Genomic DNA, 12,925 nt, shown 5'->3' on the forward strand with positions numbered 1-12,925 from the left:
ATGAAAACAGCATTGAATACTTCTGTAAATACTTTTTCTCTAAAAACGATCTTCACTGATTTTAAAGAAATCACTAAGGCCAGACTGGCTGTTAGTGTTGTTTTTTCATCTATTGCAGGTTATTTGCTAGGTGTTTATGATTTGTCAGGCTTAAATTGGAAGATTTTACTGATGCTTGCTATTGGTGGTTATTGTATGGTAGGAGCATCAAATGTATTTAATCAGATTATTGAAAGAGATTTAGATAAATTGATGGATAGAACCAAAAATCGTCCAATCCCTTCAAAAAAAGTATCGCCAACAAATGCATTTATTTTAGCTTGTATATTGACTGTTACAGGTCTTGTTATTTTATATAATATCAATCCTAAAACAGCAATGTTCGGTGCTATTTCGATTTTTTTATATACAAGTGTTTACACGCCTTTAAAAACAGTTACGCCATTATCTGTTTTTGTTGGAGCTATTCCAGGAGCTATTCCATTTATGTTAGGTTGGGTAGCTGCTACCAATGATTTTGGTATTGAGGCAGGAACATTGTTTATGATACAGTTTTTCTGGCAGTTTCCTCACTTTTGGGCTATAGGCTGGTTTCTGTATAATGATTATGAGAAAGCAGGGTTTTTCATGCTACCAACAGGGAAAAAGGATAAAGTAACAGCGTTACAGATCATTCTGTATACTATCTGGTTAATTGTTGTTTCTGTATTTCCTGTATTTGGGTATACAGCAAGGTTATATATTACACCGATTTCTGCAGTAATTGTTTTTTTACTGGGGTTATGGATGCTTTATTACGGTACAAGACTATATAGGTTAAGAACAGCTAAAGCAGCAAGAACACTGATGTTAGTAAGTGTTTCTTATATTACATTATTACAAATAGTATATGTGTTGGATAAATTTTTAAGATAATTATGGAGATGGAAATTAGTGCAGATCAACAGTATAAAGAAAAAACAGAAAGATCATATAAGATGATTCTATTGTTTGCTATGATTAGTATAGCAATGATGTTTGCAGGTTTAACAAGTGCTTATGTTGTGAGTAAATCCAGACCGGATTGGCTGAATGATTTTAAACTACCATCCGCATTTGTTATCAGTACTTTTGTGATTCTTGCTAGTAGTTTTACTTTTCACATGGCAAAAAAAATGATCAGAAAAGATGAAAGAAATAAAACAACTTTGTTTTTATTACTTACATTAGTACTCGGGATAATTTTCGTTGTGTTACAGTTTGTCGGGTTTGGACAGGTTGTAGAACAGAATTATTTTTTTACAGGAAGTGAAAGTACAGTTACAACTTCATTTCTTTATATAGTAGTGTTAATGCACTTAGCCCATCTTTTCGGAGGCTTAATATCTATTCTGATTATAATTTATAATCATTTTAAACAAAAATATAATTCAACACAAAACCTTGGAATTGAGTTAGGTGCGATGTTTTGGCACTTTCTTGATTTTTTATGGGTTTATTTGTTTTTGTTTTTATATTTCTTTAGATAAGAAAAAAACGTAAATTTGAGAACTTTTTAACTAATATACTTTTATGGGAGCTACAGTTACTAATACAGGTACTGAAAATAAGACTTGGGGCGGCGGAACCGAGCCAATGGGAACAAGTTATGGTAAGCTGATGATGTGGATTTTCATCTTGTCAGATGCTCTGACCTTTTCCGGATTTTTAGCTGGTTATGGTTTTTCAAGGTTTAAATTTGCTGAGATTTGGCCAATCGCCGATGAGGTATTTAACCACTTTCCTTTTATGCATGGAGTAGACGCTCCAATGTATTATGTTGCGTTTATGACATTTATTTTGATTTTTTCTTCAGTAACAATGGTATTGGCAGTTGATGCCGGTCATCAGATGAAGAAAAGCAAAGTGACAATCTATTTATTTCTGACAATTTTAGGAGGTTTAATATTCTTGGGTTCTCAGGCTTGGGAGTGGAAAAATTTCATTAAAGGTGAATATGGTGCAGTAGAAACAAAAGGAGGAAGCATTCTTCAGTTTGTTACTACAGACGGGACAAGAGTTGCTTTAGGAGACTTTGCTGCTTCAATCCCTCATGAACGTGTTAATGATTCAAGAAACAAAGGAATCTGGTTTACAAAAACAGCCCCGGTAGCATCTTATACTATTGAAGAAGTAGTAGAAGGTTTCAAAGCTCATCCTGAGGTTTTAGTAAGAACAGAGTTCTTAACAAAAGATAAAACAAAAACAATACTTACAAGAGAAGAATCTCTAAAAAGATTACAGGATGTTACTTATGTTGTAGAAGGGGCAAATCTTGTGAGAAACGAATACGGAAATAAATTATTCGCTGATTTCTTTTTCTTTATTACAGGTTTCCACGGTTTTCACGTAACAATCGGAGTAATATTAAATATTGTCATTTTCTTTAATGTACTTATAGGTACTTATGAAAGAAGAAAAAGTTATGAAATGATTGAAAAAGTAGGGCTATACTGGCACTTTGTCGATTTAGTTTGGGTGTTCGTATTTACATTCTTCTACTTAGTATAATTTATTCTTTTTAAAACATATATTATGGAACATACAGCACATGAATCTAATGCCAAAAGAATTTGGTTTGTTTTTGGACTATTATCAATAATCACTATCGTTGAAGTGATTTTTGGTATATTTAAACCGGATTTTTTATTCTTACACTCATTTTTACATTTGAGTTTATTAAACTGGTTATTTATTATATTGACAATTGTTAAAGCATATTATATTGTATGGGCTTTTATGCACATGGAAGGAGAAAGATCAAGCCTGAAATGGATGATCGTCGCGACATCAGTATTCTTAATTATTTATCTGGTATTTATTTTATTACTAGAAGGTACTTATGTTTTTGATGTATTAAATACTTCAACAATAAAATGGATTTTCTAATTCCATGTTAAAACATCAATAAAAAGACGGTATACTACCGTCTTTTTTTATTTTTGTAATTTATTAAAGACATCTGAAAAAATGAAAAAATTTATTGTTCTTGCTTCGTTATTTATATTGCCTATTGTTGCTTATATTTTCTTTGCTTCAGGAGTGAATCATTTTGTAAGACTGCCTATTGTTACTCCCGATTTAAAAGATATAGATGAATGGACTTCTTTAGATGGTAGGAAAGTAACACTGAATGATAAGATCACTATTCTCGGTTTTATGGGGACTGATTTACTTGAGAATAGAGGGAATGCTTTTAACTTGAATCAGAAGATATATAAAAGATATTATGAATTTAATGATTTTCAGTTTGTAATGATCGCACCATTAGGGACAGAAGAGCAGGCAAGACAGCTTTTAGCTAAATTAGAAGGTTTTACAGATGTTTCCCGTTGGTTGTTTGTGTTTGCTACACCAGAAGAGATACAGGTTTATTATGACGATCTTAAACTAGTAGGTAAGCTGAATGATAGGAAAGCAACTCCTAATGTTTTTATTGTTGATAAAGAACGAAACCTGAGAGGACGAAAAGGAGAGAAACAATATAATGAAGGTTATAATACCACTTCTCCGGCAGATTTGAACAATATAATGATGGATGATGTGAAAATTATTTTAGCAGAATATCGTTTAGCTTTAAAAGGGCATAAAAAGAGAGAAATATAGTTTTTGTTTCTTCTTTTAATTATAAAAACTACAGTAATGAAAAATAAATCATATATAGGAATATCATTTATCGTTTTGATCTTTGGAATATGGGTAGTTCCAAAAATTGTTGTAAAATTTCAGAAATCAGATCTTTTTGAAGTAGGACCTGCACCAAAGTTTGAACTGACCGACCAGAATAATAAAACTATTTCTAATAAAAATTATCTGGGCAAAGTATATGTTGTAGAATTTTTCTTTTCTACCTGTCCTTCTATTTGCCCGATTATGAATAAGAATATGATTCTTCTTCAGAGTCATTTTTATGGAAACCCAAAATTCGGAATAGCTTCCTTTACCATTAATCCGGAGTACGATACTCCTGAGGTATTAAAAAAACACGCGGATGATCTGGGAGTAAAATCTTATAATTGGCATTTTCTGACAGGAGATAAAAATTATATTTATAACCTTGCAATGCAAGGGTTCAATCTGTATGCAGGAGAGAACAGTAAAGCAGAAGGAGGATTTGAACATTCAGGATTATTTGCTTTAGTTGATAAAAAAGGTAATATTCGCTGTCGATTTGATGAGAATGGTAATCCGATAGTATATTACGATGGATTAGAAGATAAAGGAATTGAAATGTTAAAACAGGATATTAAAATTTTATTAGAAGAATAGTTATGGAAAGTAATGCATTAGAAAAAAAATATAATAAATGGATTGTTGTGTTATCCGTTGTGATTCCCTTAGCCGTAGCGGTTTTATTTAAAGTAAAACTAAATGATTTTGGTTTTAATGTTAAACCGTTATCTTTTTTACCTCCAATTTATGCTACAATAAATGGGATTACGGCAGTTCTTCTGATAATGGCATTATGGGCAGTAAAGAACAAAAAGTTAAAGCTACATGAAAATCTAATGAAAACAGCAATCGCACTTTCTGTAGCCTTTTTGGTAATGTATGTTGCCTATCATATGACATCTGATTCTACTACTTTTGGAGGAGAAGGAGTAATACGATATGTTTATTTCTTTATTTTAATTACACATATTGTTTTATCTGTCATAATCATTCCTTTTGTCTTGATTACTTATGTTAAAGCACTTGCGAAAAACTTTGAAAAACATCGTAAAATAGCCAGAATTACTTTTCCTTTATGGCTTTATGTTGCAATAACAGGAGTGATAGTTTATCTTATGATTTCTCCATATTATGTATAAGAAAAGATAAGATGTTATCTTAACTTAAATAAAAATACAATGAAATATTTAGTATCAGTAATAATTTTCCTTGTTACATTAAACGCAAATGCACAGTGTGCGATGTGTCGTGCTGTTCTAGAAACAGAAGAGGGAGGGATTAAAGGAGAAGCAGTTAATGACGGAATCGTTTATTTAATGGCGATCCCTTATATATTAGTTGCAGCTATTGGATATACGATCTACAGAATGAGAAAAAACAAATGATTTCTATAAGCAACTTAATGATAAAGATTCTATCCGGTGAAATTGAACTGCGCGATGACAGAATCAATAAAAAATGGATAGTAAAGATTAATCCTTTCATGATCAGTAGATATCTTGTAACTCAAAAAATCTATTATGAGATAATGAACGAAAACCCAAGTGGGTTTTATGGAGAAAACCTGCCTGTTGAAAATGTAACCTGGAAAGAGTCTGTTCTTTTCTGTAATAAATTATCCAAATTAAATGGATTAGATGAATGCTATTTTTTTGGAGAAGATAAAGATATAACCTTTGATATTACAAAGAACGGTTTTAGATTGCCAACAGAGGCAGAATGGGAATTTGCATGTAAAACAGGAAAAACAGGAATAAGATATGGGGAAATAGATAAAATAGCCTGGTATAAAGTTAATTCAGAACAAAGAACTCATGAAGTCGGAACAAAAGAACCAAATTCTTGGGGACTTTATGATATGTTAGGAAATGTTTGGGAATGGTGTTCAGACGTTTATGATGAAACAGTATATGGCTCTTATCGAATTCTTAGAGGTGGGGGATGGAGTGATGATGAACGGGGTATTATGTCAACGAATAGAAGAAGAAGTCATCCTTTAAATTTTAGAATAGATGATTTGGGTTTTAGAATTGCAAAAAACATCTGAGACTATAGATAAAGTGATTTGTTACATTTTATTGATAACAGCTTATAATAACGTTACCTTTAATCTGAGCATGCCAATATAATCAACTGTTTGCAATGAAGAAGTATAGATTGTGTATAATGTGGGTTTGACCATTATGAATTTATTGACCTGAAAACTCATAAAAACTTCCGTAGCATTTTCAAAATGTTTATTTATACTATTTTTATTCATTTCCTGAAAGTGTAATCGGGTTAACGCTATACCAGTCTTATCTGTCTCCACTTTTAGAAAGAAAACCATTTGCAATTAATCCTAAACTAAAATAATTATATCCTAAGTTTCTGTTTTTCGGAGTAAATGATGCTTGTGCAAATACGCCTGCATTTTTGTTCTGATTTCTGTAAAAATCTTTTTCTCCGTACATATAAAAACAATAGTTTTCACTGTAAGTTCCTTCACCATATATCGCTTTAAAATTCTGACTATGAAAGGCAAAACCCAACCCATAGGTAGCCGATGTTATTTCTTCTTTTTTTGCCGTATATTTTATTTCTGTTATGGATAAAATGCCATCATTACGGGGACTTAATCTCCATTTTAAGTTATGACGATCGTTTTCCAGATTTGAAACTCTACCGTTAAAAACAGAACTCAGTATCGTTAGATTTTTGATGGGTTCATAAGTTATAGATAATCCTAATCCTGCTATCGGATAGTTTGCCAGAGGCTAATTAAGTGATAAAGTAGGGAATAAACCAAAAGAGCTGCTAGAAAAAACATCTGTGAAAGGCTGGTTCATTCATAATCCATTTTTATTATAAATATATTTCCCAAAAGGCAAATATGTTTTGGAAAATAATATATAAACTTAACTGTTTTTATGCAAAATATCTAATAAATAGGGTGCTTGTAAAATCTGAGAAGTAAAAAGTGAAAGGGTTGCTAACAGGTCAAAAGTTTTAAAGTCTTAAAATTGCAAAGGTTCAAAGCAATAAAGGTTCACAGTTATTAGCAGAGTGACTAACTAAGTCGAAAGTCTGAAAGTTAGCGGAGTAATTCAATAATCAACTACCAACAACTATTCTCTGACATCGCATTTTACAAAATACATTTTACTTCTCACACAAACTATTAATTAAATTACAATCCGTCAATAGTAACTTTTACATTTCCTTTTACATTTAAAAAAGCGACAATAGCTCTGTTTGTTAACTGAATTCTCTGAAATTCTATATCTTCTATCGCTCCGTTAATAAATACTCCTGGCATGGGAGAATAATTATTAAGATAAGGAAGCATATTTTGTTTCCCTTCTTCTAAATTTGGTACTATAGAATAGCGGCAGCTTTCCTGTATTTTTCTCAGAATATAACCTTGAGCCAGCCAGTTAGCTGTTTTGATTAGTTTGTTTTTAGTGTCAAGTACATAATCCAGCTGATCGAAATAAATCTCTTTGGTTTCATTATTATACTGAGGAAAACCTGCTAAATAAATAGTTCCGTTCAGACTTCCTGTAAGATCCAGAGCAATGATCATTTTTCCGTCTTTTTGCCATATATCCACCTTTTGAACTGTTACTTTTTTACCTCCGGAACCGAATACCTGCCCCTGAAAATTTTTGTTTATGATTTTAGAAGCATCCGCATAAGTAGAAACGGCTGCAATATTAGCATTAATTTTGTCCGGCATTTTATTTACAGGTTTCAGAAGTATTTTATTCCGGTTAAAGCCGTTTCGGGGTTCTTTTCCGATATAGGTTTCCATACTACATTTTAGCCCCATGTTCATATAGATCATATCTTTTTTAAGTTCTGCATTTGTTGCATACACTTCAATTGGAACAATTCTTAACCAGGTATCATAAGCTTCACTCATCTGAACCGGAGTACTTACTTTTTCTAGAGCATCAAGTACATTTGGTTTAAAGTCCATTGATTTCTTAATGGCATCATCAATACTCTTTTCTATTTTAGATTTGAACAATCGTATTGCAGGGTTAATCAGATACGTAATCATTACATTTTGTCCTGCAATGTTAACGGAAGGGCTCTCCTGCCAGTCAAGAGATTTTAAATTAGTAGTAGTATGTAATTGCCAGTTTGTAAGTCCGATATCGCTTAATAAAGTAACTGTTCCGTTCATTGTTATTTCCCGGGTGTCATACATTGATATTCCTAAAGCAGAGGTTCCGTATCGAACCTTTGCAAGAATTTTAAGAGGTAGTGTTGTTTTTATTTTTCCCTTTTCTTCATTAATAACAACAGGTCCTTGTTTCCAGATTTTCATTTCTATATTATCATCTGTAATATTATTATCCTCATAGATCAAACCATTTAAAATTCGGTTGGTTTGGGTAGCAATATCTTTTAATTTAATAGATATCGGCATACTTATAAAAGATGTTTTTGATTCAAAAGCATAAGGAGTAACATCTTCCGGTTCCGGTTTTAAAGTAGCTATTTTTTGACTTGTAGAACAACTGGATAAGATGATGAACGAACTTATTGTCAGTAGAGTATACTTTAATTTCATTATAATATTAGATAGAATTTTATATAGTAAAAGTAATAAAAATAAGGATTGTTCACTACTATGTATATTCTTTATTAAAAGAGTTTTTCTGATAGTAAGAAGCTAGAAAAATAAGGAAACTTTATAATTAACAGAAACGGAACGTATAAATCATATTAAAATTTAATATAAACTGTAACAAATTGATATATTTAGAGTCTAATTATTAATATGCTGAGAGAAATGCACAAATGAACCTCAGTAATTGATATTTCTGAATGTTATTGTTTTTAAATACTAAAATTATGATAGAAATAAATGATCTGCAAAAATCCTATAAGACAGGGAAAACAGAGTTGAAGGTTCTTAAAGGAATTAATTTTAAGGTAAAAGAAGGAGAATTAGTTTCTATTATGGGATCTTCGGGTTCCGGAAAGTCAACTTTGTTAAACATATTAGGGATATTGGACGAAGCTAATTCCGGAAGTTATATTTTAGATGGAGTACCCATAAAAAATCTAAATGAAACGATCGCTTCCCGTTATCGAAATCAATTTTTAGGATTTATATTCCAGTCATTTAATTTGATTAATTATAAAAGTGCATTAGATAATGTCGGAATGCCTCTTTATTATCAGGGAATAAAAAGAAAAGAACGAAATGAAATCGCAATGCATTATCTTGAAAAAGTAGGATTAGCTCCATGGTCCCACCATTTACCTAATGAGATGTCAGGAGGACAGAAACAGCGTGTAGCAATAGCCAGAGCATTGGCTTCAAATCCTAAAGTATTACTGGCAGATGAGCCAACAGGAGCTCTTGATACTAAAACCTCATATGAGGTAATGGAGCTGATTCAGGGAATTAACGATGAAGGAAAAACAATTTTGATTGTGACTCATGAACCTGATATTGCTGAAATGACAAAACGTATCGTAAATCTGAAAGACGGATTAATCATAGATGACAGAGCTGTAAACCAAGTTAGAGCTTCAGACTATGTTTAATTTAGAAAGATGGCAGGAGATATTTGAAGCGATATCCAAAAATAAACTCCGAACAGTTTTGACCGGGATTTCAGTAGCATCCGGGATTTTTATTCTCGTGATTTTATTAGGAGCAGGAAGAGGTTTGCAAAATGGTATTGAAAATCAGTTTGCGAATGATGCTGCGAATTTAGTCATGGTCTGGACCTCCCCGACAAGCAAAGCCTATAAAGGTTTAAATGCAGGAAGAGAAATTCAGTTTCGTAATCAGGATTATGATAGGTCTGTCAGAATGTTTTCGGACAATTTGGATTTAAAATCGCCTATATATGGCGTGTGGAGTGGAATCACTTCTTATGGTAAAGAAACGGGAACATACAGGGTAGATGGTATTTATCCTGATTATCTGTTTATAGAAAGCGCCAAGCTGGTAGAAGGACGATTTCTTAATTTGTCTGATATACAGAATTTTGAAAAAAGAGCGGTAATAGGGAATAAAGTAAAAATGGATCTTTTTAAACATGGAGAAGATCCAATCGGAAAACTGATTACTGTTGCCGGAGTAATTTATAAAGTAGTAGGGGTATTCTCCGATCCTGGAGGGGAACGGGAGGAAGCAAAGATTTTCCTTCCGATAACAACTACACAAAGAGCGTTTAGTGCCGCAGATAAAGTAAGGACTCTGACCTATACTTTAAAAAAAAGAGAAGCATTTGAGGATGTTGTTGCAGAATCTGAGTATTTTAAAAAAGGATTGGGTGATATGCTCAGACAGACACATACCATTGCTCCGGATGACGAAGGAGGGATCTTTATTTACAATTCTTTAGAAGAGGTAAAAAAGTTCTATGATCTTAATAATATGATCCGGTGGTTTTTCTGGGGTGTTGGGATATGTACTATTATTGCTGGAGTTGTGGGGGTTAGTAACATTATGCTGATCATTGTTAAAGAGCGTACAAAGGAAATTGGAATCCGAAAAGCCTTAGGAGCTCCTCCTATTTCTATTATTACAATGATTTTGCATGAATCTATCTTTGTAACCACTGTTGCCGGATTTTTTGGTCTGATTATGAGTTTATTATTACTTGAACTGATAGGACCGCAGATTCAGAGTGAGTTTTTTACTAATCCGGAAGTTGATTTCAATGTAGCGGTTACTACACTTATTATTTTGATTGTGGCAGGAGCCTTAGCGGGTTTCTTCCCGGCATATCGAGCAGCAAAAATTAAACCTATAATTGCATTAAGAGACGAATAATATGTTGGATAGAGATAAATGGTCAGAAATATTTGAAGCGTTATCAGCAAATCCTTTTAGGACGGCATTAACTGCTTTTGGAGTGTTATGGGGGATTTTTATTCTGGTAATTCTGCTTGCAGCAAGTAGCGGACTGGAGAACGGTGTAAAAAGAGGATTCTCAGGAATGTCGACTAATTCGATGTTTATGTGGACCAGCTCAACATCAAAACCCTATAAAGGATTACCGCAGGGAAGACGATTTAATTTTAGTAATGGAGATGTAGAAGCAATTAGACGAGAAATTCCGAATTTAAAGTATGTATCTCCCCGCAATGAGCTTGAAGGGAATTATCAGGGTACAAATAACATAGTAAGAGGGATTAAAACAGGTGCCTATACTATTTTAGGAGATTATCCGGAATATATATTGCAGCAACCTATGACAATATTGGAAGGGAGGTTTATCAATCATACAGACATAGAGCAGAAGAGAAAAGTAATTGTTATTGGAGAAGGTATTGTTCAGGGATTATATAATAAGAACGAATCCGTATTAGGAACCTATGTAAAAGTAAGTGGAGTAAATTTTATGGTGGTTGGTGTTTTTCGTAATAATTCTAAAATGGGAGGAAACCCCGAAGAGAATAAAAAACAGGCTTACACTCCTTTTACAACTTTTCAGCAGGCTTTCAATTATGGAGAAAAAGTAGGGTGGATGGCAATTACAGCAGCGGACGGTACTTCGATAACTGATATTAAAAAAGATATTGTTGCATTGATGAAACTGAGGAATAATGTACATCCGGAAGATGAGAGAGCAATCGGTAATTTCGATTTGTATGAAGAGTTTAATAAAGTAAATGGATTATTTGCTATACTAAAAGCAATTGCTTATTTCGTAGGTGTTCTCGTTCTGTTATCAGGAATTATCGGTATAACTAATATTATGCTGATTGTAGTAAAAGAACGAACAAACGAAATCGGGATTCGCAGGGCATTAGGAGCCACTCCGTGGGCTATAAGATCACAAATATTAATGGAATCTATTGTACTAACGATAATTGCCGGTATGATCGGAATTGTGTTAGCAACTGGCGTTTTATGGATCGTCAATTATAAATTAGCTAAAATAGATACAGCAGGAGATATGATGTTTGTAAATCCGAGTGTCGATTTGGGAGTAGTGTTTACAGCTTTGTTTATTTTGATATTGTCAGGATTGTTTGCTGGTTTTATACCTGCACAAACCGCTATTAAAATAAAACCGGTTGATGCTTTAAGAACAGAATAATTAAGAACAGAAAAACAGAAATAAATCATTCAATCATAAGTTTATGAAAAAAGGAGTTACTATCACGATTTTGATTTTATTAGTGCTTGTTTTCACAGGCGCTTTATATTATTTGTATAAGAAAAACAAACAATCTCCGATTGTTTATGAAACTGAAAAAGCAGAAATTAAATCTATTACTAAAAATACAGTAGCCACAGGGAGTATTGTACCAAAAGAGGAAGTGTTGATTAAACCGAATATTTCAGGTATTGTAGAAGAAGTATATGTTGAGGCAGGAGGATATGTAAAAGCCGGAGATATGCTGGCGAGGATTAGAGTAGTGCCAAATATATCTAACCTCAGTAATGCTCAGAATCAGGTAGAAAGTGCGCGTATTGAACTGGAGAACCAGAAAAAACTATACAGTCGTCAGAAAACATTATTTGATAAAGGGGTTATTTCTGCCAATGAGTTTGAGGGAACAGAAGTAAAATATAAACAGGCTGTTCAGAGTTATAATTCAGCATTGCAGAACTCTGAGATTGTCAAAACGGGAACTTCCAAGGGGCTTTCCAGTGCTGCGAATACGCTAATAAAGTCCACGGTTTCCGGAATGGTTCTGGATGTTCCGATAAAAGTGGGGAATCAGGTGATTGAAAGTAATAACTTTAATGAAGGTACAACCATTGCTAGTTTAGCCGATGTGAATAAAATGATATTTAAAGGAAAGCTAGATGAGTCAGAAGTTGGTAAAATTAAGTTAAATTTGCCGTTAGAGATTACAGTCGGTGCCATAGAGAATAAAAAATTTGATGCGGTATTAGATTATATTGCTCCAAAAGGAGTTGCAGAGAACGGAGCGGTTCAGTTTGAAATAAAAGGAAGTCTGACAAACAGCGATAATACATTTATTCGTGCTGGACTCAGCGCAAATGCATCTGTTATATTAGCAAAAGTGGATAATGTACTGGCAATAAAAGAAGCACTGATTCAGTTTGATGAAAAAACGCAAAAACCTTTTGTGGAAATTATGAAAGGGGAGCAGCAGTTTGAAAAAAGACCGGTAGAGTTAGGTGTTAGTGATGGAATCTATGTCGAAATAAAGAAAGGAATTTCTAAAGAGGACAAGATTAAGGTGTGGAATCAGGTAAAACCGATTGAAGCTAAAAAATAAAATAATTTTTCACTGATAT

Annotated in this window: 16 protein-coding genes; 13 read left to right on the plus strand and 3 right to left on the minus strand. The window is 33.0% G+C overall.

Annotated elements, in window-relative coordinates; translation table 11 throughout:
* Positions 1–12: 12 nt before the first annotated feature.
* The 9 genes from cyoE to AC4FQX_RS07875 all read left to right on the plus strand — a co-directional run bounded on the left by cyoE (position 13) and on the right by AC4FQX_RS07875 (position 5,737).
* The gene (gene cyoE, locus AC4FQX_RS07835; RefSeq protein WP_491167156.1) at positions 13–915 is read left to right on the plus strand and encodes a heme o synthase; all 903 of its coding nucleotides are present in this window, start codon (positions 13–15) and stop codon (positions 913–915) included.
* Between the two features lie 8 nt (positions 916–923).
* Positions 924–1,508, plus strand: coding sequence for a cytochrome c oxidase subunit 3 (locus AC4FQX_RS07840; RefSeq protein WP_491167125.1), 585 nt, complete (start codon positions 924–926; stop codon positions 1,506–1,508).
* 43 nt (positions 1,509–1,551) lie between these two features.
* Complete coding sequence (locus tag AC4FQX_RS07845) at positions 1,552–2,529, plus strand: cytochrome c oxidase subunit 3 (protein ID WP_491167126.1); 978 nt, start codon at positions 1,552–1,554, stop codon at positions 2,527–2,529.
* A 24-nt stretch (positions 2,530–2,553) separates the two neighbouring features.
* Entirely contained in the window at positions 2,554–2,907 is a 354-nt protein-coding gene (locus tag AC4FQX_RS07850; RefSeq protein WP_491167127.1) for a cytochrome C oxidase subunit IV family protein, read from the plus strand.
* An 81-nt stretch (positions 2,908–2,988) separates the two neighbouring features.
* Entirely contained in the window at positions 2,989–3,624 is a 636-nt protein-coding gene (locus AC4FQX_RS07855; RefSeq protein WP_491167128.1) for a hypothetical protein, read from the plus strand.
* A gap of 36 nt (positions 3,625–3,660) precedes the next feature.
* The gene (locus tag AC4FQX_RS07860) at positions 3,661–4,287 is read left to right on the plus strand and encodes an SCO family protein (protein WP_491167129.1); all 627 of its coding nucleotides are present in this window, start codon (positions 3,661–3,663) and stop codon (positions 4,285–4,287) included.
* A 2-nt stretch (positions 4,288–4,289) separates the two neighbouring features.
* Complete coding sequence (locus tag AC4FQX_RS07865) at positions 4,290–4,829, plus strand: DUF420 domain-containing protein (protein WP_491167130.1); 540 nt, start codon at positions 4,290–4,292, stop codon at positions 4,827–4,829.
* Positions 4,830–4,868: 39 nt separating this feature from the next.
* Complete coding sequence (locus AC4FQX_RS07870; RefSeq protein WP_491167131.1) at positions 4,869–5,075, plus strand: hypothetical protein; 207 nt, start codon at positions 4,869–4,871, stop codon at positions 5,073–5,075.
* Positions 5,076–5,092: 17 nt separating this feature from the next.
* On the plus strand, positions 5,093–5,737 hold the full coding sequence (locus AC4FQX_RS07875; RefSeq protein WP_491167132.1) for a formylglycine-generating enzyme family protein: 645 nt from the start codon (positions 5,093–5,095) through the stop codon (positions 5,735–5,737).
* Between the two features lie 42 nt (positions 5,738–5,779).
* Here the strand turns inward: AC4FQX_RS07875 and AC4FQX_RS07880 are convergent, their stop codons facing one another.
* The 3 genes from AC4FQX_RS07880 to AC4FQX_RS07890 form a co-directional block, all read right to left on the minus strand.
* Positions 5,780–6,001, minus strand: coding sequence for a hypothetical protein (locus tag AC4FQX_RS07880; RefSeq protein ID WP_491167133.1), 222 nt, complete (start codon positions 5,999–6,001; stop codon positions 5,780–5,782).
* Complete coding sequence (locus tag AC4FQX_RS07885) at positions 5,988–6,443, minus strand: carbohydrate porin (protein ID WP_491167157.1); 456 nt, start codon at positions 6,441–6,443, stop codon at positions 5,988–5,990. The genes AC4FQX_RS07880 and AC4FQX_RS07885 overlap by 14 nt, the downstream gene beginning before the upstream one ends.
* A gap of 416 nt (positions 6,444–6,859) precedes the next feature.
* Positions 6,860–8,251, minus strand: coding sequence for a DUF4403 family protein (locus tag AC4FQX_RS07890; protein WP_491167134.1), 1,392 nt, complete (start codon positions 8,249–8,251; stop codon positions 6,860–6,862).
* Between the two features lie 284 nt (positions 8,252–8,535).
* Here AC4FQX_RS07890 and AC4FQX_RS07895 point away from each other — a divergent pair, with 284 nt between their 5' ends.
* Genes AC4FQX_RS07895 through AC4FQX_RS07910 form a run of 4 tightly spaced genes read left to right on the plus strand, consistent with a single transcriptional unit; the run spans position 8,536 to position 12,906 of the window.
* Complete coding sequence (locus tag AC4FQX_RS07895; protein WP_491167135.1) at positions 8,536–9,237, plus strand: ABC transporter ATP-binding protein; 702 nt, start codon at positions 8,536–8,538, stop codon at positions 9,235–9,237.
* Entirely contained in the window at positions 9,230–10,477 is a 1,248-nt protein-coding gene (locus tag AC4FQX_RS07900; protein WP_491167136.1) for an ABC transporter permease, read from the plus strand. Before AC4FQX_RS07895 ends, AC4FQX_RS07900 begins: the two co-directional genes overlap by 8 nt.
* A gap of 1 nt (position 10,478) precedes the next feature.
* Positions 10,479–11,750: an ABC transporter permease gene (locus tag AC4FQX_RS07905; RefSeq protein WP_491167137.1), complete on the plus strand. Its 1,272-nt coding sequence runs from the start codon at positions 10,479–10,481 to the stop codon at positions 11,748–11,750.
* Between the two features lie 43 nt (positions 11,751–11,793).
* A complete protein-coding gene (locus tag AC4FQX_RS07910; RefSeq protein ID WP_491167138.1) occupies positions 11,794–12,906 on the plus strand; it encodes an efflux RND transporter periplasmic adaptor subunit in 1,113 nt (370 codons plus the stop codon).
* The last annotated feature ends 19 nt before the right edge of the window (positions 12,907–12,925 follow it).

This window comes from Flavobacterium sp. AK-301, assembly GCF_058310215.1.